20 protein-coding genes are annotated in these 24,406 nt (G+C 59.1%); 9 read left to right on the top strand and 11 right to left on the bottom strand.

The window, feature by feature from the left end:
- Positions 1–153 precede the first annotated feature (153 nt).
- Together prpE and B9P63_RS07075 are read right to left on the bottom strand one after the other, a co-directional pair.
- Complete coding sequence (prpE, locus tag B9P63_RS07070) at positions 154–2,040, bottom strand: propionate-CoA ligase PrpE (RefSeq protein WP_085307830.1); 1,887 nt, start codon at positions 2,038–2,040, stop codon at positions 154–156.
- Between the two features lie 224 nt (positions 2,041–2,264).
- A complete protein-coding gene (locus B9P63_RS07075) occupies positions 2,265–4,556 on the bottom strand; it encodes an NADP-dependent malic enzyme (protein WP_085307831.1) in 2,292 nt (763 codons plus the stop codon).
- A gap of 171 nt (positions 4,557–4,727) precedes the next feature.
- Here B9P63_RS07075 and B9P63_RS07080 point away from each other — a divergent pair, with 171 nt between their 5' ends.
- From B9P63_RS07080 to B9P63_RS07110, 7 genes are all read left to right on the top strand, one after another.
- Positions 4,728–5,819, top strand: a complete 1,092-nt coding sequence (locus B9P63_RS07080; protein ID WP_085307832.1) for a cupin domain-containing protein — start codon at positions 4,728–4,730, stop codon at positions 5,817–5,819.
- Entirely contained in the window at positions 5,816–6,208 is a 393-nt protein-coding gene (locus B9P63_RS07085) for a cytidine deaminase (RefSeq protein ID WP_085307833.1), read from the top strand. The genes B9P63_RS07080 and B9P63_RS07085 overlap by 4 nt, the downstream gene beginning before the upstream one ends.
- Complete coding sequence (locus tag B9P63_RS07090; RefSeq protein ID WP_085307834.1) at positions 6,209–7,513, top strand: thymidine phosphorylase; 1,305 nt, start codon at positions 6,209–6,211, stop codon at positions 7,511–7,513.
- Positions 7,513–8,691, top strand: a complete 1,179-nt coding sequence (locus tag B9P63_RS07095; protein ID WP_085307835.1) for a phosphopentomutase — start codon at positions 7,513–7,515, stop codon at positions 8,689–8,691. The genes B9P63_RS07090 and B9P63_RS07095 overlap by 1 nt, the downstream gene beginning before the upstream one ends.
- On the top strand, positions 8,688–9,695 hold the full coding sequence (locus B9P63_RS07100; protein WP_085307836.1) for an adenosine deaminase: 1,008 nt from the start codon (positions 8,688–8,690) through the stop codon (positions 9,693–9,695). Before B9P63_RS07095 ends, B9P63_RS07100 begins: the two co-directional genes overlap by 4 nt.
- 3 nt (positions 9,696–9,698) lie before the next feature.
- Positions 9,699–10,331: a uracil phosphoribosyltransferase gene (gene upp / locus B9P63_RS07105; RefSeq protein WP_085307837.1), complete on the top strand. Its 633-nt coding sequence runs from the start codon at positions 9,699–9,701 to the stop codon at positions 10,329–10,331.
- 88 nt (positions 10,332–10,419) lie between these two features.
- On the top strand, positions 10,420–11,847 hold the full coding sequence (locus B9P63_RS07110) for an SPOR domain-containing protein (protein WP_085307838.1): 1,428 nt from the start codon (positions 10,420–10,422) through the stop codon (positions 11,845–11,847).
- A gap of 100 nt (positions 11,848–11,947) precedes the next feature.
- On the opposite strand, the gene B9P63_RS07115 is transcribed toward B9P63_RS07110, so the two are convergent.
- The 3 genes from B9P63_RS07115 to B9P63_RS07125 form a co-directional block, all read right to left on the bottom strand.
- Positions 11,948–12,301 (bottom strand): VOC family protein, encoded by a 354-nt coding sequence (locus tag B9P63_RS07115; protein WP_085307839.1) that lies wholly within the window; start codon positions 12,299–12,301, stop codon positions 11,948–11,950.
- A gap of 7 nt (positions 12,302–12,308) precedes the next feature.
- Entirely contained in the window at positions 12,309–13,334 is a 1,026-nt protein-coding gene (locus B9P63_RS07120; RefSeq protein ID WP_085307840.1) for a hypothetical protein, read from the bottom strand.
- A gap of 77 nt (positions 13,335–13,411) precedes the next feature.
- Entirely contained in the window at positions 13,412–15,037 is a 1,626-nt protein-coding gene (locus B9P63_RS07125) for an AMP-binding protein (protein ID WP_085307841.1), read from the bottom strand.
- Between the two features lie 76 nt (positions 15,038–15,113).
- Between B9P63_RS07125 and B9P63_RS07130 the strand changes: the two genes are divergently transcribed.
- Positions 15,114–16,013 carry a DMT family transporter gene (locus B9P63_RS07130; RefSeq protein WP_245830573.1) on the top strand — a complete coding sequence of 300 codons (900 nt, stop codon included), beginning with the start codon at positions 15,114–15,116 and terminating at the stop codon, positions 16,011–16,013.
- Positions 16,014–16,109: 96 nt separating this feature from the next.
- Positions 16,110–16,754 carry a sulfotransferase family 2 domain-containing protein gene (locus B9P63_RS07135; protein ID WP_085307843.1) on the top strand — a complete coding sequence of 215 codons (645 nt, stop codon included), beginning with the start codon at positions 16,110–16,112 and terminating at the stop codon, positions 16,752–16,754.
- Positions 16,755–16,799: 45 nt separating this feature from the next.
- On the opposite strand, the gene B9P63_RS07140 is transcribed toward B9P63_RS07135, so the two are convergent.
- The 6 genes from B9P63_RS07140 to B9P63_RS07165 form a co-directional block, all read right to left on the bottom strand.
- Positions 16,800–19,001: a 3-hydroxyacyl-CoA dehydrogenase NAD-binding domain-containing protein gene (locus tag B9P63_RS07140; RefSeq protein WP_085307844.1), complete on the bottom strand. Its 2,202-nt coding sequence runs from the start codon at positions 18,999–19,001 to the stop codon at positions 16,800–16,802.
- 11 nt (positions 19,002–19,012) lie between these two features.
- Complete coding sequence (locus tag B9P63_RS07145) at positions 19,013–20,224, bottom strand: acetyl-CoA C-acetyltransferase (protein WP_085307845.1); 1,212 nt, start codon at positions 20,222–20,224, stop codon at positions 19,013–19,015.
- A gap of 12 nt (positions 20,225–20,236) precedes the next feature.
- A complete protein-coding gene (locus B9P63_RS07150; RefSeq protein WP_085307846.1) occupies positions 20,237–20,881 on the bottom strand; it encodes a glutathione S-transferase family protein in 645 nt (214 codons plus the stop codon).
- A gap of 286 nt (positions 20,882–21,167) precedes the next feature.
- Positions 21,168–22,307: an acyl-CoA dehydrogenase family protein gene (locus B9P63_RS07155; RefSeq protein ID WP_085307847.1), complete on the bottom strand. Its 1,140-nt coding sequence runs from the start codon at positions 22,305–22,307 to the stop codon at positions 21,168–21,170.
- Between the two features lie 13 nt (positions 22,308–22,320).
- Positions 22,321–22,533 carry a hypothetical protein gene (locus B9P63_RS07160; RefSeq protein WP_085307848.1) on the bottom strand — a complete coding sequence of 71 codons (213 nt, stop codon included), beginning with the start codon at positions 22,531–22,533 and terminating at the stop codon, positions 22,321–22,323.
- A 52-nt stretch (positions 22,534–22,585) separates the two neighbouring features.
- Complete coding sequence (locus tag B9P63_RS07165; protein WP_085307849.1) at positions 22,586–24,367, bottom strand: acyl-CoA dehydrogenase C-terminal domain-containing protein; 1,782 nt, start codon at positions 24,365–24,367, stop codon at positions 22,586–22,588.
- Positions 24,368–24,406: the final 39 nt, after the last annotated feature.

The raw sequence follows: 24,406 nt of genomic DNA on the forward strand, positions 1-24,406 counted from the left end.
AGACTCCCCGCGATATTTTTAGAAAGAGGAAGGGCGAAAAAACAGGCTTCATCTTGCCTTTAAACTCAAAACCCCAAGCCTTTAGGCTTGGGGCATGGCGCGGGCTTTAGCCCGTGCAAAACCTGTCTTTGGCCTTGGCCAAAGTCATTTGAATCACTTTGCGTATCCGATGCTTTGAAGCGCGATTTTGATCTCGTCCAGAATAGCGGGATCGTCGATCGTTGCAGGTGCTTTGTACGGCTCGCTATCGGCAATTTTTACCATCGTCGCGCGCAATATCTTGCCAGAGCGGGTCTTGGGCAGGCGATCTACAACCACTGCTGATTTAAATGCCGCAACAGGCCCGATTTTTTCGCGCACCAGCTTCACGCACTCTGCCACGACCGCGCTGTCCTTGCGCCCTGCGCCTGTGTTGAGGCACAAGAACCCAACGGGCATCTGCCCTTTAAGTTGATCCGTCACGCCGATCACCGCGCATTCGGCGACGTCGGGATGGCTTGCCAGCACTTCCTCCATGCCGCCCGTCGACAGGCGGTGCCCGGCCACGTTGATCACATCATCCGTGCGCGCCATGATGTAGAGGTAGCCGTCCTCGTCGATCATCCCCGCATCGCCGGTTTCATAAAATCCCGGGAAATGCGTCAAATAGCTTTTGCGAAAACGCTCCTCTGCATTCCAGAGCGTCGGCAATGTGCCCGGGGGCAGAGGCAGTTTGATGGCAATAGCGCCAAGCGCACCCGGCTTCATCGGATGGCCGCCCTCATCGAGAATTTGCACATCGTAGCCCGGCATCGCCACTGAAGGGCTGCCAAGTTTCACCGGCATATGTTCGATCCCCATCGGGTTTGCTGCAATCGCATAGCCGGTTTCGGTCTGCCACCAGTGGTCGATCACGGGAACGTTCAACTGGTCGAGTGCCCATTGGATCGTGTCGGGATCCGCGCGCTCGCCGGCGAGGTAAACGGTCTTGAGGCAGCTGAGATCGTATTTTTTGACAAACTCGCCTTTAGGGTCTTCGCGTTTCACAGCTCGGAACGCGGTGGGGGCGGTGAAGAAGCTCTTCACATTGTGCTCGGAAATTACCCGCCAGAAGGTGCCGGCATCTGGGGTGCCGACCGGCTTGCCCTCGAACACGATCGTCGTGTTGCCGTGGATCAGCGGCGCATAGCAAATATAGGAATGTCCTACGACCCAGCCTACATCGGATGCGGCCCAGAAAACATCCCCAGGATCGACGTTGTAGATGTTTTTCATTGTCCAGTTAAGCGCGACCAGATGGCCTGCGGTGTGGCGGACCACTCCCTTGGGCGCGCCCGTGGTGCCAGAGGTGTAGAGAATGTAAGCGGGGTGATTGCCTTCGACGGGCAGACACTCGGCCGGGGCGACGCCTGCTTGGAAGCCGTGCCAGTCCACATCGCGCGCACCCAGTTTGGCGACTTCTTGTTCGCGCTGTAAGATTACGCAGAACTCTGGCTTGTGCGTGGCCAGCTCGATTGCGCCATCAACGAGGGGCTTGTAATGCACAACGCGGTTCGGTTCGAGCCCGCAAGAGGCGGCGATGATCGCTTTGGGCGTGGCATCGTCGATGCGCACGGCGAGCTCATTTGCTGCGAACCCCCCGAAAACAACAGAATGGATCGCGCCGATGCGTGCGCAGGCGAGCATTGCTTCGATCGCCTCGGGCACCATGGGCATATAGATTATGACGCGGTCGCCCTTTTCGATGCCCTTAGCGCGCAACGCGCCAGCGAGCGAGGCGACGCGCTCTTGTAATTCGCGGTAGGTGAGTTTGTGGACCGTGCCGGTGATCGGACTGTCATGAATGATCGCAACACGTGCGCCGTGGCCGTTTTCAACGTGGCGGTCCACAGCATTGTAGCAGGTGTTGACCTTGGCGTCGGCGAACCACTCGTAAAGATCGTTGCCCTTGTCGGTCAGTGCGGTGACAGGCGCTTCATCCCAATCGATCGCCTCTGCGGCGCTTAGCCAGAACTTTTCCGGGTCAGTCTGCCAGCTTGCATAGACATCTTTATAGGCCATGGGATCCTCCTCAACTCATGTTGCACATGTGTTAGGCCTGCGCGCGGGCAGGCGGCAAGCTCCAAGGCCGTCAAAGGGACGGATTGCCGCAATAAGTTTGCAGAGTTTGCGATCATCGCCTTGCAGATTTTTGCAAAGCTGCCAAGTTTAGCGATAACAGTGGGCGCGGGCACGGCTGTTTGCAAATTTGCAAAGCCTGCCGCGACCGACTCACTGCCTTAAAGCTATCCGTAGTTCGAAACCGGCGTCCCCGCGACCGCAGCCATATTCAGCAAGCCGCGCGCAGACACGCCCGGCGTTACGATATGCGCGCGGTTGCCCATGCCCATCAGAACCGGGCCGACCTCGAGGCCGCCCGCTTTCATCTTGAGCACGTTGCGCGTCGCGGAGGCCGCATCGGCGTGACCAAAGATTAGAACGTTCGCCGCACCTGTTAGGCGGCCACCGGGCAAAAGGCGTTCGCGCAGATCAGGATCAAGCGCCGCATCTACGTTCATTTCGCCCTCGTAAGCAAAATCTGTATCCATTTGATCGAGGATCGCCATGGCGGCGCGCAGGCGTTTGCCAGGGCCTTCGGCCTGATTGCCGAATTGGCTTTGCGAGCAGAAGGCGATGCGCGGCTCTATCCCGAAACGGCGTGCATGGCGCGCCGCGCCGATCGCGCTTTTGGCAATCTGCTCAGGCGTTGGTAAGGACCAGACATGGGTGTCCGCGACCAGTAAGGGACCATCCTCCAAAATCATCAAGGACAGTGCGCCATCGGGGCGCTGCTCGGGCGTGCCGAGGATTTGGGTGACATAGTTTAAATGCCAGCGATATTCGCCAAATGTGCCGCAGATCAGGCTGTCGGCCTCATCGCGGTGCACCATGACCGCGCCGATCGCGGTGGAATTGGTGCGCATCACCGCGCGGGCGATATCGGGCGTGACGCCGCGGCGCGACATGATGGCGTGGTAGGTTTCCCAATAATCGCGGTAACGTGGATCGTTTTCCGGGTTAACGATTTTGAAATCGCGGTCGGGGCGGATATTCAAACCGGCACGTTCGCAGCGTGCGTTGATCACATCGGGGCGACCGATCAGGATTGGGGTCTCTGTGGTCTCCTCCAGAATGGCCTGAGCAGCGCGCAGCACGCGTTCGTCCTCGCCCTCGGCAAAAACGATGCGGCGCGCTGCAGTCGCCGCTGCCTCGAACACAGGGCGCATGAGCAGGGCCGATTTGAACACCGAGGCGTTGAGCCGATCACGGTAGGCATCGAGGTCCGCAAGCGGCTTGGTCGCCACGCCGGTTTCCATCGCGGCCTGCGCGACGGCAGAGGAAACGACGGCTGACAGGCGCGGATCGAAGGGCTTTGGGATAAGATAATCAGCGCCGAATGTCAGTTGCTCGCCCTGATAGGCGGCGGCGGCTTCGGCGCTGGTGGTCGCGCGCGCAAGCTCCGCAATACCCGCGATGCAGGCAAGCTGCATTTCATCGTTGATTTGTGTCGCCCCCACATCCAGCGCCCCGCGAAAGATGAAGGGGAAGCAGAGCACGTTGTTGACTTGATTGGGATAATCGCTGCGGCCAGTGGCGATGATTGCATCTGGTGCTACTTTGCGTGCGGCTGCGGGATCAATTTCGGGGTTGGGATTGGCCAGCGCGAAAATGATTGGGCGCTTGGCCATTTTCGCAACCATTTCCGCCTTTAGAACGTTAGGGCCAGAGAGGCCAAGGAACATATCCGCGCCCTCGATCACATCACCGAGCGTGCGCAGATCACTCTTTTGCGCAAAGGCTGCCTTTTGCGGATTCATATCCTCGACGCGGCCCTCATAGACGAGGCCGTGAATGTCGCAAAGCCAGACGTTTTCCCGCTTTACCCCGAGTTTCAGCAGCATGTTGAGGCAAGCAATGCCCGCCGCGCCGCCGCCTGTTGAAACGATCTTGATGTCCTCGAATTTCTTTTTCGACACATAAAGCGCGTTGGTGGCCGCCGCGCCGACGACGATGGCCGTGCCGTGCTGATCGTCATGAAAGACAGGGATACCCATCCGTTCACGGCAGATTTGCTCGACGATAAAGCAGTCGGGGGCTTTGATGTCTTCGAGGTTGATCGCGCCGAAGGTCGGCTCGAGTGCGCAAACGATATCTGCGAGCTTTACTGGGTCTTTTTCATCAACTTCGATGTCAAAGCAGTCAATGCCCGCGAACTGTTTGAACAGAACCGCCTTGCCCTCCATCACCGGTTTGGAGGCCAGCGCGCCGATGTTGCCAAGTCCCAGAACCGCAGAGCCGTTGGTGACGACCGCCACCAGATTGCCGCGTGCGGTGTAGCGCGAGGCGTCCGAGGGCGTCTTGGCGATTTCGATGCAGGCTTCCGCGACGCCGGGCGAGTAGGCGCGGGCAAGATCGCGGCCATTGGCCAGCGGTTTGGTCGCACGGATTTCCAGCTTACCGGGCTTGGGGAATTCATGATAATCCAGCGCTGCCTTGCGCGTGTTTTCTTTTGCAATTTCTGCTTCTTTTTCCGTCATCGCCTTGCCCCTTTTGCCGCCGCGCTGGTACTGGTTTGACGTTAAACTACATTTTTGAACGCGAATATACAGCCCTGCTTTGATACAGTTTCCTTGATATCTTGCAAATAGGCTTGGCGCTTGACACTCTGCCCGAAGCGCAGCGCGAGAGTCGCGTCAAAAGGGGGGCGGATGTCTGATATAAAAGCCGAAATTTGCGGCCCAACCAGCGATATCCGAGCGGATATTGCCTTTTTCACCAAAAATCTCGGGTTCAAGATGGATATGATCTATCCCGCCGACGACCCGCAGGTTGCGGTGTTTTCCGGGCATGGGGTGTCTCTGCGGCTCGATCAGGAAAGCGATATTGCGCCTGTAACCCTACGCTTGCGTACAGATGTGCCCGATAGGATTGGCGGCTACGGTGCGCAGGTGGCCCCGGGCGGCACAAAGGTCGAGGTGGTTGAAATGCAGCCCGCTTTGGTGTTGCCCAGCACGCTGCATTCCTTCGTCGTGCGCCGCCTTGCGGATCAGGCCCCTTGGGTCGTAGGGCGCGCGGGCATGCACTACCGTGATCTGATCCCCGATCGCCTTGGCGGCTCGATCATCGCGTCGCATATTCGTATCCCCGATGGCGGTCCCGTGCCCGACATGGTGCACTATCACACCGTCGGGTTTCAGCTTATTTTTTGTTATCGCGGCTGGGTTGATCTGGTCTATGAGGATCAGGGCGAACCCTTCCGCCTTTATGCTGGCAACTGCGTGATCCAACCGCCAGAAATCCGCCACCGCGTGTTGTTTGCATCCGACAATATCGAGGTGATTGAAATCGGAGTTCCCGCCGAGCATATCACGTCGATTGATCATGATATGGAGCTTCCCAACGGGCCTGCAAACCCCGATCGCATCTTTCAGGGGCAACGCTTCGTACATCACAAGGCCGACGAAGCCGAGTGGCAGGACTTCCGCCTCAAAGGCTTTCGTAGCCGCGACACGTTGATTGCACAAAACACGCAAAATGTTGCGGGCGTTCATGTGGTTAAGCGAAGCGAGGGCACGCCGGAATGGAGCGCACATGATAGCGATATCCACTTCACATTCGTGATGGAGGGTAGCATGACGCTGGAGGGCGAAGACCGTGATCCCTATCCGCTCGCAGCGGGGGATGCTTTCGTGACACCGCCCTCGATGTTGACGCGCTACGCGGATGCCTCGGATGATTTGGAACTGCTCGAAGTGTCCTTGCCCGGCACCTTTCGAACCTGGACAGGAGCACCGGAATGACTCTACGCACAGCGGCCACAGAGGTGCGTGCAAACGCCCACGCGCCCTATTCGAACTTCAAGGTCGGCGCGGCCATTCGCACCGCATCCGGCGCGATCTATCAAGGCTGCAACGTTGAAAATGTCGCCTATCCCGAAGGTACCTGCGCAGAGGCCGGCGCGATCGCCGCCATGTGCGCCGCGGGCGAGCGAGAGATTGCGGAAGTCTATGTTATCGCCGAGAGCCCCGCGCCCGTGCCGCCCTGCGGCGGGTGCCGCCAGAAAATCGCAGAATTTGCGGCGCGCGAGGTTGTGGTAACGCTCGCGACGACTTCGGGAACAGAGTTGAAAATGACCGTGGCCGAGCTGCTTCCGGGCGCGTTCGACGCCAGTTTCATGAGCGGTTCCTGAATGGATGCGCGCGAGATTATTGGAGCGCTGCGGCGCGGCGAAGACCTGCGCGCTGAGGCTTTGACATGGTTCGCGCAGGGCCTTGCCGATCACACCGTCAGCGATGCACAGGCGGGGGCTTTTGCGATGGCGGTCTGCCTGCAAGGGCTGGGCTGCGACGGGCGCGCAGCGCTCACGCTTGCCATGCGCGATAGCGGCGAGACGTTGAAATGGCAATTGGATGGCCCTGTTCTGGACAAGCATTCCACTGGCGGTGTCGGCGATTGCGTCAGCCTCGTGCTGGCCCCTGCGCTTGCGGCTTGCGGCGTTTACGTTCCGATGATTTCGGGGCGCGGCCTTGGGCACACAGGCGGCACACTGGATAAAATGGAGAGCATTCCGGGCCTGTCCACCACGGTCGACGGCGCGCGCTTTCACCAGATCGTCGCGAGCGCAGGCTGTGCGATCGTCAGCGCCAGCGCCGATATCGCCCCTGCGGACAAGCGTCTTTATGCGATCCGTGATGTGACTGCGACGGTGGAAAGCCTTGATCTGATCACTGCGTCGATCCTGTCCAAGAAATTGGCCGCCGGGCTGGATGGTCTGGTGCTCGATGTGAAGGTTGGGTCGGGCGCTTTCATGAAAAGCGAAGCGGAGGCGCGCGCACTTGCGGGCGCGCTTGTCGAGACGGCAAATCTGGCGGGCTGCCCGACGCGCGCGTTGATCACCGATATGAACGCGCCGCTCGCGCCCGCGCTTGGAAATGCGCTTGAAGTGATAGAAGTTATGAAGGTTTTGCGCGGGGCTGCGCGCGGCCCGCTTTATGAATTGACCCTCGCCCTTGGTGCACAGTTGCTCTTCAGCGCGGGGCAAGTCGCCAGCGAAGATGCGGCGCGCGAAAAGTTGAGCAATGCCATAACCAGCGGCGCGGCAGCCGAGCGGTTCGGAAAGATGATCGCGGCGATGGGTGGGCCTTTGGGCTTTATCGATACGCCCGAACGCTACCTGCCCGAAGCACCCGTTATCCGCGAAGTCACGGCGCAAAGCGCAGGATATATCAGCGCTATTGACGGTGAAGCGCTTGGCCTTGTCGTGGTCGCGCTTGGTGGCGGGCGGCAGGTGGAAAGCGATCTGGTGGATCCTGCGGTGGGTCTGTCGGAGGTTGTGCGCATTGGTATGAGGATCGCGAAGGGCCAGCCGCTTGCGCGCATTCACGCCGCGCGCGAAGGGCAGGCGGATCGCGCCGCAGCAGCCATTCACGAAAGCATCATGATAGCGCCCGAAGCCCCTAAAACCACGCCACTCGTGCACGCGGTGATCAGCTGATGGTGCGCGCATTTCTTATCGTGCTCGACAGCGTCGGTTGCGGCGGTGCACCGGATGCGGGCGAATTTTTCAACGGTGATCTACCGGACACGGGAGCCAATACGCTGGGGCATATCATTGCGCAGCACGGCCTGAATGTTCCGAATATGGATGCGCTTGGCCTTGGGGCTGCGGTGCGCCATGCAACAGGGATCGACACGCCGGGCCTAGATGCAGAGCCGCAAGGCAAATGGGGCGTCGCACGCGAGATTTCGCGCGGCAAGGACACGCCCTCGGGCCACTGGGAGCTCGCAGGATTGCCTGTGCCGTGGGAGTGGACTTATTTCCCCGACACAATGCCCGCCTTCCCCGAAGCCGTGCGACAAGCCCTTTGCCAGGCTGCCGGAACGCAGGGCATTTTGTGCAACGCGCACGCCTCGGGCACCAAAGTGATCGACGATCTTGGGGCAGAGCATCTGCGCACGGGCCAGCCGATTTGCTACACATCAGCCGACAGCGTTTTGCAGATCGCTGCGCATGAAGAGGCGTTCGGACTGGAGCGCCTTTTGCAAATGTGCCGCGATCTTGCGCCGATGCTGCACGCCATGCGCGTTGGCCGCGTGATCGCACGTCCCTTTACCGGCTCGCCCGAGAAGGGCTTCAAACGCACCGCCAACCGGCGCGATTTCGCGATTCCGCCTCCCGCACCAGTGCTCAGCAACTGGGTGCAAGACGCGGGCGGCAACGTTCACGGCGTTGGCAAGATCGGCGATATCTTTTCGATGAGCGGCATAGATACATCGCATAAGGGGCGCGATGTGGAGCTGATGCGCGCGCTTGACGGGCTGGCAGAGACTGCGGGCGAGGGCGATCTGGTGTTCGCAAATCTAGTCGAGTTCGACACTGAATACGGCCATCGCCGCGACGTGGCGGGTTACGCCGCGGCGCTTGAGCGCTTCGATCTGTGGCTCGGGCAATTCTTGCCGCGTCTTGGAGCGGGGGATCTGCTCATTCTCACAGCTGATCACGGCAATGATCCAAGCTGGCCCGGCACCGATCACACCCGCGAGCAGGTTCCCGTCCTTGCGTATGGCGTGGGAGTGGGCGAAATAGGCACCTGCGCCTTCATGGACGTCGCGGCGAGCATTGCCGCGCATCTTGGGATCGCAAGCCAAACCGCAGGACGGAGTTTCTTATGAGCGAGAAAAGCGAAGAAATGGCGGCCATTATGGACCTGCCCAAGGTCGAGTTGCACACCCATTACGAGGGTGCAGCCCCGCCTGCTTTCATTCGCGGTTTGGCGAAAGAGAAAAAGATCGACATCACTAAGGTGTTCAATGCGGATGGCTCCTACGCGTTTCGCGATTTCGTGCATTTTCTGAGCGTCTACGAGGCGGCGACGACCGTGCTGCAAAGCCCCGAGGATTTCAAACGCCTTGGCCTGGCTGTGCTGGAAGAAGCGGCGCGCAACGGCGTGATCTACATGGAGAGCTTCATAAGCCCCGATTTTTGTGGTGGCGGTGATGTGATCGCTTGGCGCGACTACCTTGCTGCGATGCAAGAGGCGGCCAGCGAGGCGAAACGCGATTTCGGCATCACCTCGCGCGGTATCGTCACCTGCATCCGCCACTTTGGACCCGAGCAAGCGCGCACCGCCGCGCGCTGCGCCGCTGAGACAGCGGGCGATTTCATTACCGGTTTCGGCATGGGCGGGGACGAGAACCAAGGCAAGCAGCGCGATTTCAAATATAGTTTCGATATGGCGCGCGAGGCGGGTTTGCGCCTGACCACGCATGCGGGTGAATGGCGCGGCCCCAGCGAAGTGCGCGAGGCGGTCGGCGATCTGGGCGTCGAGCGGATTGGCCATGGCGTGCGCGCCGTCGAAGAGCCTGCGCTGCTGGATGAATTGGCGGAGAAGGGGATTGTGCTAGAGGTCTGCCCCGGCTCGAATGTTGTCTTGGGTGTTTATCCCGATTGGAAATCGCACCCGATCGACACGCTGCGCCGCGCGGGCGTGCCTGTGACAATCTCCACCGATGATCCGCCGTTTTTCCACACCACCATGCGCGATGAATATCGCAATCTTGCCAGCACATTCGGTTGGGACGAGGCCGTGTTCAAAGACATCGCCAAGGCCTCCGCCAAGGCGGCGTTCTGCGATGACGAGACGCGTACAGAAATTCTTAAGAAACTGGAGGCATAAGCCATGTCGGAACATTTGACGGTCGTTGATCACCCCTTGGTGCAGCACAAACTTACCTTGATGCGAGAGAAAGAGACATCTACCGCGGTCTTTCGTCAGCTTTTACGCGAGATCAGCCAGCTTTTGGCCTATGAGGTCACGCGTGGGCTGCCGATGACCACGAAGCGTATCGAAACGCCGATGATGCAAATGGATGCACCAACGCTGGATGGCAAGAAACTCGCGCTGATTTCGATCCTGCGCGCGGGCAACGGGCTTTTGGATGGTGTTTTGGAACTGATCCCTTCTGCGCGGGTCGGTTTTGTTGGCCTGTACCGCGATGAAGAGACGCTTCAGCCGGTGCAATACTACTTCAAAGCGCCTGATGCGCTGGAGGATCGTCTGGTGATCGCCGTCGATCCGATGCTGGCTACGGGTAATTCTTCCGTGGCTGCGATTGATCTTCTGAAACAGGCCGGTGCTACCAATATCCGCTTCTTGTGCCTGCTTGCTGCACCTGAAGGTGTGGCCCGCATGAAGGAAGCGCACCCCGATGTGCCGATCATCACCGCCTCTCTCGACGACAAGCTGAACGAACTGGGTTACATCATGCCGGGACTAGGGGATGCGGGTGATCGGATGTTTGGTACTAAATAGAGGCGGTTACCCGCCTTTGCGATCATCTGCTCGCTAGACTCTCGTTCGAATCTGAGGCACTGTCCCATTACATCTGTGGGGGCAGAAAATGAACTTTAAGAGATTCTTCGCGTTGTCGATTCTTGCGGCAACTTGCGCTTTTACCTTTGGTGAAGCGGGTGCACAGACACTCAAACGGGATGACGGGCCTGCGGAAGTGCCGCCCGCCTCGTTCACGGCAAGCCAATATGTCGATAGCAAAGGCTGCGTTTATATCCGCGCAGGCGTTGATGGAAACACCACTTGGGTGCCGCGCGTGTCGCGAGCGCGCAAAGTGGTTTGCGGCCTCTCTCCCAGCCTTGGCGCGGGTGCGGGAACTGCCGTTGCCACAGCGCCGCAAGCGCCCGAGCCCGTGCAGATCGGGGCAGGCGTAAACGCCTCCGAACCTGCTGTTGGTGTGCGCCCTGCGCGTGCGACTGTCGCCAGCGTGCTTGCACCCAAGCCTGTGCGCACCGTCGCCTCGAAACCCGCTGCTGCACCGCAAGTGCAGCGCGTGAATATCCCCCAGCCCAGCGGCGTCCAGCGCCCGGGCCGCGTGCAAATGCAGTCAGTTCGCGTGCAGCAATTGCCTGCGCCTCAAACTCAGCCGCGCGTTATCCGCGCCGCGCCGCAAACGGGCAGGGCTTTGGCCGGTGCCGCTACGCAGCGACGTGTTGGGGGATCGCAAATCTGTAAAGGCGCCTCTGCTGTCAGTCAGAAGTATATCGGTGGACGCGGCAATCCGGTGCGCTGTGGTCCACAAGACGGTCCGATCGTGACGCGCGCGGGTGATGTCAAAGGTGGAACTTTTCGCTCGGCCAGTGGGCAGATACTCAGCAACGTAAACCCCAACGCCGTTGTTGTTCCGCGTCACGTCTATGAGGAGCAGCAGGCGTCCCGTGTTCTCTCTCCAACGCCAAAAGGTTACCGCCCGGCATGGGATGATGACAGGCTGAATACGCGCCGTGCCCATCAAACCCTTGCAGGCAAAGCGCAGAGTGATCTGATCTGGTCGCAAACCGTGCCGCGCCGCTTGATCGTGCGCAGCACAGGGCGCGATGTGACGCGCTCCTTTCCGGGCCTGCTTTACCCCTATACCTCGCAGGCCGAGCAAGCGGCAGCGATCAGCCAGGGTGCGCAAATTCAGCGCCGCGTCATTTCCACAAGCGGCACGACCACGAAACGTGCTGTGCGCAAGCCGATCGCGACGCAGCAAAAGCAGGTTCGCGTCGCCGCAGCACCTGCCCCGCGCAAGCAGCCTCAGGTCGCGGGCAAGCGCTTTGTTCAGGTTGGCACATTCGGTGTGCAAAGCAACGCGCAGAATACCGCGAGCCGGTTGCAGCGCATGGGCATTCCCGTGCGCATCGGTAAATTCACACGCGGTGGCAAGCAAATGCGTATCGTTCTCGCGGGGCCATTCGCTTCCGCGGCGCATACCAACGGTGCTTTGACGGCCGTGCGCAACGCCGGTTTCCGCGACGCATTCGCGCGCAACTAGGCGGCGGCACTGTAAATTGAGAAAGGCCTCGCTGGTTCAGCGGGGCCTTTTGCGTTTCATGTGCTGGAAAAATCCTAACGGACACGATGCGCTTTAGCCGCTAGTTGCCATGCTCCAGTATGTTAAGCAGTTTGCCGGTCGGATCGAGCACATAGAAACGGCGCAGACCCCATGGCTCTATCGTCAATTCATAGGGGATGTTGAGGCCTTGGGCTTTGGCGCGCGCATAGATTTCATCGAAGTTGTCCACTTCGATCGAGAGATCCGGCACGTCGGTGCCAGTGCCGCCTTCGCTCGCGATGCTGATCTGCACTTGGGCTTGCGCGCCAGAGGTCAGCGTCGTGATCCATCCCATATCCATCGCGACGTCCAGATCGAACAACCCGCAGTAAAAGGCACGCACGTCGTCCACTTGGGGCGTCGCGATGTTTGAAACGATGCGCTTGATTGCCATAGTACGGCTAGCCCTCGCAAATCGTTTGCAAGCGGACCCATGACGCATCAGGCATGATCGCGCGCGCAGCGTCGCCTGCCACAGGATCGCCCTCGATCAAAGGCAGCGTCAGCTCGCCCGTCAAGTCCACCGCATAGCCGTAGGGCGCGCTTGGTACGGCCAGCGCGGCAAAGCGCGCGAGCAGCGGTTCTATTTCGAGCGGCGTGGGCGGCTCGGTCAGCAATTGTTTGGCATGGTCGTTAATCGAGACAAGTGGCATGCGGCTGGTGGTCAAAAGGCGCAGCGTCGCGAAAGAGCCTGCGCTTTGGAGCAAGTGGCGCAGCGGGTCACTTGCGGCGCGGCGGGTTTGCTCTGCGATCACGTAACCTGCGACAACTTCGGGGCTTTCATGGTCCTCTACCAAAGTGCGACTGATCAGGATCACCCCGCCCGGCATGTGGATTGCGCCGCGCACGCCTGCGCGCATCACGGCCAGATAGGTCGGCGCGTCGTCCGTGCTCAGGCGCTGGGTCAATTCGATCAACGCGGCTTGCGCACTGGCGTTGTCACAAGGCACGCCTGTTGCGCGCTGCATTTCACTCAGCAAGGCGTTGCCGATTTCGGCGCGCTTCACGTCTGGTACGACCCGCAGTGCATGATCCACCAAAGCGCCAGGGAGGAACACTGCGGCCGCAGCCAGACCGGCGGCGAGGACACCAAAGGTGAGCACTCCGCGCAGGCGCCCTTTGCGCGGGCGTGCGCGTTCTACCGCGCGGCGGAGCTTTTCGATGGAGCGGATCATCTCGTCCTCATCGGCCGCAATCTCAAGCGTTTCGCTTGGATCGCCCTCGGGATGAAACAGCGCAGGGCGTTTGCCGGGGTTGGCGCGCGCGATGGCCGCCAGCGACCAATGTGCCAGTGCCTGATCGCGCATGTCCTTGATGGTGAGGGTCGCATCCCCGATGCTGACGATAACGTCCACGCGCTGACGGTCGGGGGCCGCGCGCCAAAGGCCCGCAGCTTCAAGCCGGTCATATTTCGTCAGCGCTGTCATGTCGGGCGTTTCTGCTCTGCCTCGTTCACGGCGGTATAGCACGCGCCTGCGCTGGCGGGCAATCGGGTTAGGCCGGCTTAGCCTTGCAGGGTTTTGCGCAGCTCGAATTTCTGGATTTTACCGGTGGAGGTCTTGGGCAACTCCTGAAAAATCACCGTTTTCGGGGTTTTGAAACCTGCAAGGCTTTGCCGTGCAAAGGCGATCAACTCTGCCTCGGTCACGCTTGCGCCGGGCAGGAGTTCGACAAAGGCGCAAGGCACTTCGCCCCATTTATCGTCAGGTTTGGCCACGACTGCGCAGAGCGACACGGCGGGATGGCCCATCAGCGTGCCCTCGATCTCGACGGATGAAATATTCTCGCCGCCGGAAATGATGATATCCTTGGCGCGATCGGCAATCTGGATGTGGGTGTCGGGATGTTGCACCGCGATATCGCCGGAATGGAAATACCCGCCTGCAAAGGCCTCTTCCGTTGCGCTTTGGTTCTTCAGATAACCCTTCATAACCGAATTGCCGCGGATCATGATTTCGCCTTGGTGAACCCCGTCCATCGGCACTTGTGCCATCTCTGCGTCCATCACCGTGATCTGGTCCATCATTGGCATGGCGACGCCCTGACGCGCCTTGATAGCGGCGCGCGCGGAAGGATCAAGCCCGTCCCAAGTCTCGCCATCCCAGAGGCATTCGGTGACATGGCCGTAGGTTTCGGTCAGCCCGTAGACCTGAGTAATGTGGAAACCCATCTGCTCGATTTTCGAGAGCGTCGCAGGTGCAGGTGGCGCGCCTGCGGTGAACACTTCGACCGTTTGAGGAAAGTCACGGCGATCCTTGATTTCAGAATTTACAAGCATATTCAGTACGATGGGCGCACCGCCAAAATGCGTGACGCCCTCATCCGCGATCGCGTCATACATCGCTCTGGCCGTGATATCACGGCAACACACGATCGTGCCGCCCAGCATCGGCATCATCCATGTGTGGTTCCAGCCGTTGCAATGAAACAGTGGCACGATGGTGAGATACACAGGCGCAAGGGTCAATTGCCAACTGACGACAGTGCCCATAGTCATGAGATAGGCGCCGCGATGATGATAGACCACGCCCTTGGGGCGGCCAGTTGTGCCGGAGGTGTAATTGAGTGCGAGGCTTTCCCATTCGTCCTCTGGCATGAGCCACGAGAAATCGGGATCGCCGCTGGCAAGGAGCGCGTCATAGCTCATGTGCCGGCCCGTGGCAGGATAGCCTGCGGCGGCGTCGGGAACTTCAATGATCAGGGGGCCATCGCCGTCCATCGCTGCGATTGCCGCCTCGGCAGAGGGCAGGAATTGGGTATCGACCAGCACCGCCTTGGCCTCGCCGTGCGCGAAAATATAAGCGATGGTGCCCGTGTCGAGCCGGGTGTTGATCGTGTTGAGCACGCCGCCGCAGGCAGGAATGCCAAAATGTGCTTCGGCCTGCGCCGGGATGTTGGGCAACATGGTTGCGACCACTTCGCCGGGCGCGATGCCTAGGCGCGCCAGCCCGGAGGCAAGGCGCGTGCAGCGGGTGTGATATTCGGCGTAGCTGACACGGTGATCGCCATAGACGACAGCGTTCTTTTTCGGAAAGACCTTGGCCGCGCGCAGCAAGTGCGACAGCGGCGTCAGCGCGCGAAAATTCGCGGCGCGCTTGTCTAAACCTGTTTCATCCTTCATCCATCCCATAGCGCGTTCATCCTCCCCTGACTGACTGCGCGAATTTCCGCCACGTTGGCAGCAGTTTTGAAAGATGGAAAGAGCAATGACGCATAACCCCAGACAAGCGGCGACATTCATGGTGCTTGCCATGCTGATCATCGGCTTGATCGACAACTACATTGCCGTAATCGCGCGTGATATCAGCTTGTGGCAGTTCCAGTTCGTGCGCGCCTGCGTAGGCTTGCCGATGCTGATCGCGGTGGCGTGGCTTGGTTTTGGCTCGCTGCGTCCGATCCGCCTTTGGGCGGTTTTGCTGCGCAACGGGCTGGTCGCCATCGGAATGCTGTTTTACTTCGGCTCGCTTGCGTTCATGCCGATCGCACAGGCGCTTGCGGGACTGTTCACCGCTCCGATATTCGTGCTGCTCATTTCGGTTTTCGCCTTTGGCGAGAAGGTGGGCACTTTGCGCGTTCTGGCGGTTCTTTTGGGCTTTGCGGGAATCGTTGTGGTTTTGGGGCCTGGCAATGGCACGCTAACCTATGTCAATTTCCTGCCCGTGTTCGGCGGGCTTTTCTATGCGATGGGCTCTGTTGCAACGCAAAGGATCTGCGCGGGTGAGAGTACGATTGCGATGCTCGCAGGTCTGTTCAGCTTGCAAGGCCTCTTTGGCCTGCTCGCCCTTGGCGTGCTCGCGCCATGGGCACCGCTCGCGCCCGTGGGGGCGGAAGGTTTCTTGCTGCGCGGATTCGTCTGGCCAACGGGGCTGACTTGGGTTTTGATTTTCGTGCAGGCGATCGGATCGCTGATCGGCGTCGGCTTTTTGATCCGCGCTTATCAAAGCGGCGAGCCGAGTTTCGTGGCGGTGTTCGAATATTCGGTATTCATCTTCGGCCCGCTCTTTGCCTATTTGCTGTTCGGGCAAGGGGTGAACGCGCAGCAGATGATTGGCATCGCGATGATCGCGGGGGCCGGTAGCTTAATCGCGTTGCGCTCTGATCGATGAGGGGGCAAATTTCTTGATGAAGGAGTTTTCATACCTTTTTTGCGAAAGACTTGGCCTTCGGCGAGGGTATTTCCAGAGAGAAGAAGGGGCAGGGCGATGATCATCTCCAAGGCGCGCAGCTACGTCTTTGTGCATATCCCGAAAACGGCGGGCACCGCGCTGACCCTCGCGCTCGAAGCGCGCGCTGCCAAGGACGATCTGATCATCGGCGACACGCCCAAAGCGCGCCAGCGGCGCAAGCGCCTTGCGGATTTGACACCTGCGGGTCGGCTTTGGAAGCATGCGACATTAGCGGATATCGACGGGGTGCTTAGCGCACAGGAGTTGGACAAGATGTTCTGCTTCACACTCGTGCGCAATCCGTGGGATCGCGCGGTAAGTTATTACCACTGGCTGCGCGCGCAAAGTTTTGATCATCCAGCGGTTGGCTTGGCGCAAGAGATGGCGTTCGGGCCGTTCCTGCGACATCCCGAAACCGTGCGCGCCTTTCGCAATAGTCCAGCGGATTTCTACATGATCGACGCGGCCGGCAATGAGCGCTGCGATGCCTATATCCGGATCGAACATTTGGCGCAGGACTTGAAGCCGCTTGAAACGCACTTGGGCTTTGATCTGACGGTGGGGCGGGTGAATAGCTCTGATCGCGCAGAAGATTATCGCAGTTATTACGACGATGACTTGGCGGAGTTCGTTGCCGCCCTTTGCGCCGAAGACATTGCGCGCTTTGGCTATGAATTCTAGCGCAAGGCAAGGGAGCAAGCGCGAGGCTTGCTCCCAAGGTTCGCGTTATGCCGCGTCGGTCTTGTTGCTAAAACGTCCGTAGAAGCTCTGGTTCTTTGCCGCCATCTCGCGCAGCAAGTCAGGGCATTTGAAACGCGCACCGAATTGCGCTTCCAACTCATCGCAGCGCTCGGCGGCATAGGCAGATCCCAGCATATCGAGCCAGCTGAGCGGCCCGCCGGACCAAGGCGCAAAGCCCCAGCCAAGGATCGCTCCCACATCGCCTTCTCGAATGTCCATGAGCACACCTTCTTCGAGCGCACGCACGGCTTCCAAACACTGTGAGAACATCAAGCGATGCTGCACGTCGATCAATGTTGGCTGGTCATCAGACACGGGGAACTTGTCGCGTAGACCGGGCCAGATGCCGACGCGCTTGCCCTTTTCGTCGTACTCGTAATAGCCCGCGTTCGCCTTGCGGCCCATGCGGCCCTGATCGAAGAGATAGAACAGAACATCGTCCGCCGCGCCCGCGTCATAGGCATTGCCAAGCGCCTCTTTCGTGGCCTTTGCGATCTTCACGCCTAGGTCAATTGAAGTCTCATCGTTAAGCTGTAGGGGCCCGACAGGGAAACCAAGCTGGCGCGCGGCGTTGTCCACTAATGCAGGCTCCACCCCTTCGCCAACCATGCGCACGCCCTCGTTGATGTAGGGAATGATGCAGCGGTTCGCGTAGAAGAAACGCGCGTCATTGACCACGATAGGCGTCTTGCGAATTTGGCGCACATAATCGAGCGCCTTGGCAACCGCGCGGTCACCGGTTTCTGCGCCTTTGATGATTTCCACCAAGAGCATTTTCTCCACAGGAGAAAAGAAGTGGATGCCGATGAATTGCTCTGGACGCTTTGACGCTTTGGCCAAATCGCTGATTGGCAGGGTCGAGGTGTTGGAGGCAAAGATGCAATCTTCGGGGATCACTGCCTCGACCTTCGCTGTGATCTCTGCTTTGACCTTCGGGTCCTCGAACACCGCCTCGATGATCAGGTCCGCGCCTTTGAGCGCTTCCAGATCAGAGGTGGCGGTGATCAATGACAACAGCGCCTCTTTCTTTTCTGGCGTCGCCTTTTTACGCGCGATGCCCTTGTCCATGTAGCTCGCTGAATAGGCTTTGCCCTTGTCCGCTGCTTCTTGGCTCTGATCGATCAATACGACCTCAATGCCAGCTTGCGCCGATACCAATGCAATGCCTGCACCCATCATGCCCGCGCCGAGAACGCCGATCTTTTTGACCCGTTGATCTAGCACGCCTGCGGGGCGCACCGCGCCTTTGTCGAGCGCTTCTTTGTTCAGGAACAGCGAGCGGATCATCGCAGTGGAGGAGGGGTTCATCAGGATATTGGTGAACCAACGCGCTTCGATCTTGAGGGCTGTATCGAAGGGCACGAGCGCGCCCTCGTAGACTGCGCTCAGCAGGGCTTTGGCCGCGGGAAACGCGCCTTGGGTCTTGCCGTTGACCATCGCAGAGGCACCGACGAAGGTCATGAAACCCGCAGGATGATAGGGCGCGCCGCCGGGCATTTTGTAGCCCTTTGCGTCCCATGGTTTGAGCATATCAGCGTCCTTGGCAGACAGCACCCAAGCGCGTGCATCGGCCATTGGATCGGCGCTGACTTCGTCGATCATGCCAGCGGATTTTGCCTTTGCGGGGGCGAGCAGTTTGCCTTCAAGCAGGAACGGCGAGGCTGCCATTGCGCCCATTTTGCGCACGAAACGTGTGGTGCCGCCTGCACCGGGAAAGATACCGACCATGATTTCGGGCAATCCGATCTTGGCCTTGGGGTTGTCCGCGCAGAAGATACGGTGCGTGGCGAGTGGCAACTCCAGGCCAATGCCAACGGCTGTGCCCGGAAGGACGGAGGCAATCGGCTTGCCGCCTTTGTTGGTCTTGGGGTCCATGCCCGCGCGCTCGATCTTGCGCAGCAATGCGTGGATGCTCATGATGCCGTCGAACAGTCCCTTTGCAGGATCCTCGCCAGCGTCGGCCTTCATTTGTGCCAGCACGTTTAAATCCATGCCGCCTGCAAAGCTGCCCTCCTTGCCGGAGGTGATGATGATGCCTTTCACCGCGTCGTCGCCAAGCGCGTCGTCGATATGCGCCTCAAGGTCTTCAAAGCCTGCTTGGTTCATCACGTTCATGGATTTGCCAACGGCGTCCCATGTGATTGTGGCGATGCCTTGGGCATCTTTGTTCATTGTGAAGTCAGTCATTTGCTCTCTCCTCACACACGTTCGATAATTGTTGCGGCACCCATGCCGGAGGCGATGCAAAGCGTAGCAAGGCCAACGCCTTTGCCAGTGCGCTCCAACTCGTCAAGCAGCGTGCCGATGATGATTGCGCCGGTCGCGCCCAAAGGGTGACCCATTGCGATGGAGCCGCCGTTCACGTTGACCTTGTCATGATCCACATTGAACGCCTGCATGAAGCGCATGACGACCGATGCGAAGGCCTCGTTCACCTCGAACAAGTCGATATCGGAGATGGACATCCCATTATCCGCAAGGATCTTTTCGGTCACAGGAACCGGTCCGGTCAACATAATAGTCGGGTCTGTGCCGATCTTGGCCGTTGCGCGAATTTTAGCGCGTGGCTTAAGGCCATGACGGATGCCGAATTCCTTGTTGCCGATCAGAACCGCCGCCGCACCGTCTACGATGCCGGACGAGTTGCCCGCGTGGTGGATATGGTTGATCCTCTCCAGATGCGGATATTTCATTAGCGCGATCTTGTCGAAACCGGGCATGACCTCGCCCATGGCCTGAAACGCGGGGTTAAGCGCGCCAAGGCTCTGCATGTCCGTTTGTGGGCGCATGTATTCATCGTGATCAAGGATCGGGATGCCGTTCTGGTCGCGCACGGTGATGACGGACTTTGCAAAGCGCCCTTCGTCCCATGCGACTTTCGCGCGGCGCTGGGACTCGACCGCCAAGGCGTCTGCTTGATCGCGGGTGAAACCGTACTCTGTCGCGATGATATCGGCGGAAATACCTTGAGGCACAAAGTACTGCTCCATCGCGATGGAGGGGTCCACAGCAATCGCTGCGCCGTCACTGCCCATGGCAACGCGGCCCATCATCTCAACGCCGCCCGCGATGTATCCATCGCCCGCGCCGCCTTTGATTTGGTTTGCCGCAATGTTGACAGCTTCCATGCCAGAGGCGCAGAAACGGTTGATTGCGAGGCCGGGAATACGCTCGTCTAGATCAGAGGCGAGCACGGCAGAGCGCGCAAGGCAGCCGCCTTGCTCCATCACTTGCGTGACGTTGCCCCAGATCACATCCTCGACGGCGTGGCCCGTCAGGTTGTTGCGCTCCTTGACGGCGTTCAGCGTTTGCGCGCTCAGCCGCAGCGATGTGACTTCATGCAAGGATCCGTCTTTGCGGCCTTTGCCGCGCGGGGTGCGCAATGCGTCATAGATATAGGCTTCGGTCATAAAAGGTCTCCTTTAAGCGCGATCAGCGGGGCTGCCGGGCATCAAATCATAGGGGTGTTTCCAGCCTGGCGTCTGCTCGATCCGGGTAAGCCAGGCGTCGATGTGGGGCCAGTCCACGCGATTGAACCCGAAGGGTTCGGGGTAAAACAGATAGCCGCAGCAGGATATGTCAGCGGTGGTGATTGCGGTGCCTACGATCCAGTCGCGACCGGCGAGATGGTCGTTGAGCACGGCGTAGGCGGCTTTGAGACGGCCTTGGTTGAAGCCGATCACTTCTTGCGGGCGTTTGTCTTCTGGCAGGAAGTTCATCAAAAAGCGCGTCATGCCTGCGATGGAGGAGAGCTTGTGATTGTCCCACAGGATCCAGCGCAAGACTTCGCGCTGCTCTTGCGGGTTTGTGCCCGTCATCGTTCCCGAAAGCTCGGTGATATAGTCCTGGATCGCACCGGATTGGGTAATCGTGTACTCACGGTCCGTGTCGATCAGAACGGGAACTTCCCCCATTTCGTTGATACCGGCTTTGTACTCTGGCGTACGCGTTTCGCCACCGAAGAAATCCACATAGACGGCCTCCCAAGGCAAGCGGGAAAGTTCGAGCGTCAGTGCGGCCTTGTAGGCATTTCCGCTTTCGCCGAAGCAATAGAGCTTAAGGGTCATATGTCTGTTCCTTTTAATAAAGGCAGGCTGGGGATTTCACATCCCCAGACCCCTGTGAAGTTTATTTTGAAAGATGAAGGGGGCCTTCACATTCCATTAAGGTTAACGCGCCATGATGGGAGGTGCATGGCAGACTGAAGAGTTGAGCCATGTGGAAGGTGAAGCCCCATCGCCCTGCGCAGGTGCCGCCTAGCGAGACTGCGAGGCGGGCGGTGGGGTGGACACTTTTGCTTCATCTTCCCGGGTAAACTTCCCCCGGAGGGCCGCTCTGTGCTAGTCTAACGCTCTATTTAAAGCCTCGTGCTATGAGCTCTTTCATGATTTCATTCGTGCCGCCGTAAATCCTCTGCACGCGTGCATCCGTCCACATTTCGGCGACGGCATATTCCTGCATGAACCCGTAGCCGCCGTGCAGTTGCAAACATTCATCGAGCACTTCGCCTTGGGTATCCGTCAGCCAGTATTTTGCCATCGCCGCCTTTTCGACGGTGAGCTTGCCTTCTAAGTGTTCTGCGATGCACTCATCGAGGAAAGCACGCGCAACCATGGTTTTCGTCTGGCATTCGGCCAATTTGAAACGTGTGTTCTGGAATTGCATGATCGGCCCGCCAAAGGCCTGGCGTTCTTTGCAATAGGCGATCGTTCGCTCGACCGCGCCTTCCATAGCGCCAACTGCGCCGCAGCCAATGATTAGGCGCTCTTGCGGGAGCTGCTGCATCATCTGATAAAAGCCTTGGTTCTCTTCGCCGCCGAGAATATTTTCAGCGGGGATATCGACGTTGTCGAAGAACAACTCGGATGTGTCGGCCGCATGTGCGCCGATTTTGTCAAGGTTGCGCCCGCGCGCGAAACCCTCGGCACCTTCAGTTTCAAGGATAACCAGCGATGTGCCTTTGGAGCCCTCGGCGGGGTTGGTTTTTGCCGCAACAAGAATCAGGTTCGCGTGCTGCCCATTGGTGATGAAGGTTTTTTGACCCGTCAGCTTATACGCATTCCCCTCGCGGATCGCACGGGTCTTGATCGCCTGCACATCAGAGCCGCCCGAGGGTTCTGTCATCGCAAGTGCGCCGACAAGTTCGCCTGAAATCATTTTGGGAAGCAGGCGTTTCTTCTGATCTTCCGTACCGCAGGACAGGATGTAGTGTGCCACGATCCCGGAGTGGATGCCGTGGCCCCAGCTGGCCAGGTTCGCGCGGGAGCCTTCCATCAGAATCACCGCTTCATGGCCAAAATCACCGCCAACGCCGCCATATTCCTCGGGGATGGAGGGGCAAAGGAGGCCAAGCTCGCCCGCCTCTTTCCACGTCTCGATATCCATTTGACCTTGTTTGCGCCACTTGTCGTATTTCGGCATCCACTCGGCCGTGATGAAATTGGCGGTCATCTGTGCGAGCATCTTATGCTCGTCCGTCATCCATTTGCTCATGATACTCTCCCCTTTATCGTTTGCGTTTTTCGAGATCCGCGTTGAAGAGCCGCAAACGGTGCGGCAGGTTTTCATCGTGGGTCACGCTGTCGAAATTCTCGAACAAAAAAGACAGCGCCTCGCCTTCATCCAGCCCCGCATCGCTCGCAAATCGCTTCAGGCGGCGATAGCCCTCGTCGGTCATAGAAACCGGAAAACGGCGTGTAAGGCGAAAACGTTTTGGCAAGGCGTGTCCCTTCAAATGATGCGCGCTCTCCCCGCGCGCGCATCATGCGCGTTTAAAAATTGGCGGCGTCCAGTGCCATAACCGTCTCTGCGCCGCTTTGAATGCGGCTGAGATGCAGCGCTGTTGCAGGCAACTGACGCGCCATATAATAGCGCCCGGTCGCCAGTTTCGTCTCGTAAAACGCGGCGTCAGATGCGCCGCCAACGAGGGCCTCGCGCGCGGCGTTGCCCATGCGCGCCCACATAAGGCCAAGGCACACGTGGCCGAACATGTGCATGAAATCATTCGATCCCGCCAAAGCGTTGTTCGGATTTTTCATACCGTTTTGCACGAAGTACATGCTGGCTGCTTGCATATCCTTTGAGGCGGCTTTCAGAGGCTCGATAAAGTCGCGATCGAAGGCCTCGTCCTGACCTGCATTATCCTTGCAGAACCCCTTCACCAGATCGAAAAACGCCATCACGTGCTTGCCGCCATCTTGCGCGAGTTTGCGGCCCACGAGATCAAGGGCCTGAACGCCGTTCGCGCCCTCATAGATCATCGCAATGCGCGCATCGCGGGTGTATTGCGACATGCCCCATTCCTCGATGTAGCCGTGACCGCCGTAGACCTGTTGCGCTTTGACAGTCATGTCATAGCCCTGATCAGTCACGAACCCTTTGATTACGGGTGTGAGTAGAGACACGAGGCCGTCGGCGTCATTATCGCCTGAGCGATGCGCCGCGTCGATCAATGTCGCGCCCCACAAAAGGAACGCGCGCGCGCCCTCTGTGAAACTTTTCTGTTCCATCAGGCTGCGGCGAATATCGGGGTGCACGATCAGCGGATCGGCGGGGCCATCGGGGTTCTCGGTCCCAGTAACGGCCCGCCCCTGGAGGCGGTCCTTCGCATAATCAACGGCGTTCTGATAGGCGGCGTCCGCTTGGGCCAGGCCCTGCATGCCGACGCCAAGGCGCGCCTCGTTCATCATGGTGAACATTGCGCGCATACCTTTGTGCTGCTCGCCAAGCAAGTAGCCCGTGGCACCATCATAATTCATCACGCAGGTGGAGTTGCCATGAATGCCCATCTTTTCCTCGATGGAGCCGACAGCAACCCCGTTGCGCGCGCCAAGGCTGCCATCCTCGTTCACGTTGAACTTGGGCACAATAAACAGCGACACGCCTTTGATGCCCTCCGGTCCGCCCTCGATCTTGGCGAGCACCAGATGGATGATGTTTTCGGCCATATCATGCTCGCCGGACGAGATGAAAATTTTCTGGCCCGTAATCTTGTATGATCCGTCGCCTTGTGGTGCAGCTTTGGTGCGCATCAACCCAAGATCAGTGCCGCAATGGGGCTCTGTCAGGTTCATCGTGCCGGTCCATTCGCATGAGACCATATTGGGCAGATACATGTCCTTTTGTGCGTCCGTACCATGCGCAAGAATAGCCGAGGCCGCGCCGTGCGTCAGGCCTTGATACATGGTAAACGCCTGATTGGAGGCCGAGAACATCTCGCCCACTGCGGTACCGATCAGGGCGGGCATGTTCTGGCCGCCATACTGCTCGGGCATGTCCAGACCGGGCCAGCCGCCCGCTTTCACCTGCTCGAAGGCTGCCTTAAACCCAGTTGGGGTGCGCACCACGCCGTTCTCCAGTGTGCAGCCTTCGCGATCACCAATTGTGTTCAAGGGCTGTAGCAAGCCCGATGCGATCTTACCCGCTTCCTCGAAGATGGCTGCGGTGAAATCCGCCTCCAGTTCGTCATAGCCCGGAATGCCGGACTGGGTGGCTTTCAAGACATCATGAATAATGAACGATAGGTCTTTCGTCGGGGCTGTATAACGGGGCATGGGCCACTTCCTTGTATCGTTTGTCTCTTCACCTCAGGT

The organism is Planktotalea arctica (assembly GCF_002105285.1).
GTDB classification, from domain to species: domain Bacteria; phylum Pseudomonadota; class Alphaproteobacteria; order Rhodobacterales; family Rhodobacteraceae; genus Planktotalea; species Planktotalea arctica.

Bases quoted from the DNA above. Each gene is read 5' to 3' on its own strand.
- B9P63_RS07135 (WP_085307843.1), top strand. From the start codon at position 16,110: ATGATCATCTCCAAGGCGCGCAGCTACGTCTTTGTGCATATCCCGAAA.
- B9P63_RS07080 (WP_085307832.1), top strand. From the start codon at position 4,728: ATGTCTGATATAAAAGCCGAAATTTGCGGCCCAACCAGCGATATCCGA.
- B9P63_RS07090 (WP_085307834.1), top strand. From the start codon at position 6,209: ATGGATGCGCGCGAGATTATTGGAGCGCTGCGGCGCGGCGAAGACCTG.
- B9P63_RS07155 (WP_085307847.1), bottom strand. From the start codon at position 22,307: ATGAGCAAATGGATGACGGACGAGCATAAGATGCTCGCACAGATGACC.
- B9P63_RS07165 (WP_085307849.1), bottom strand. From the start codon at position 24,367: ATGCCCCGTTATACAGCCCCGACGAAAGACCTATCGTTCATTATTCAT.
- B9P63_RS07140 (WP_085307844.1), bottom strand. From the start codon at position 19,001: ATGACTGACTTCACAATGAACAAAGATGCCCAAGGCATCGCCACAATC.
- B9P63_RS07115 (WP_085307839.1), bottom strand. From the start codon at position 12,301: ATGGCAATCAAGCGCATCGTTTCAAACATCGCGACGCCCCAAGTGGAC.
- B9P63_RS07095 (WP_085307835.1), top strand. From the start codon at position 7,513: ATGGTGCGCGCATTTCTTATCGTGCTCGACAGCGTCGGTTGCGGCGGT.
- B9P63_RS07130 (WP_245830573.1), top strand. From the start codon at position 15,114: ATGACGCATAACCCCAGACAAGCGGCGACATTCATGGTGCTTGCCATG.
- B9P63_RS07145 (WP_085307845.1), bottom strand. From the start codon at position 20,224: ATGACCGAAGCCTATATCTATGACGCATTGCGCACCCCGCGCGGCAAA.
- B9P63_RS07075 (WP_085307831.1), bottom strand. From the start codon at position 4,556: ATGACGGAAAAAGAAGCAGAAATTGCAAAAGAAAACACGCGCAAGGCA.
- B9P63_RS07125 (WP_085307841.1), bottom strand. From the start codon at position 15,037: ATGGGATGGATGAAGGATGAAACAGGTTTAGACAAGCGCGCCGCGAAT.
- upp (WP_085307837.1), top strand. From the start codon at position 9,699: ATGTCGGAACATTTGACGGTCGTTGATCACCCCTTGGTGCAGCACAAA.
- B9P63_RS07150 (WP_085307846.1), bottom strand. From the start codon at position 20,881: ATGACCCTTAAGCTCTATTGCTTCGGCGAAAGCGGAAATGCCTACAAG.
- B9P63_RS07085 (WP_085307833.1), top strand. From the start codon at position 5,816: ATGACTCTACGCACAGCGGCCACAGAGGTGCGTGCAAACGCCCACGCG.
- B9P63_RS07100 (WP_085307836.1), top strand. From the start codon at position 8,688: ATGAGCGAGAAAAGCGAAGAAATGGCGGCCATTATGGACCTGCCCAAG.
- prpE (WP_085307830.1), bottom strand. From the start codon at position 2,040: ATGGCCTATAAAGATGTCTATGCAAGCTGGCAGACTGACCCGGAAAAG.
- B9P63_RS07110 (WP_085307838.1), top strand. From the start codon at position 10,420: ATGAACTTTAAGAGATTCTTCGCGTTGTCGATTCTTGCGGCAACTTGC.
- B9P63_RS07120 (WP_085307840.1), bottom strand. From the start codon at position 13,334: ATGACAGCGCTGACGAAATATGACCGGCTTGAAGCTGCGGGCCTTTGG.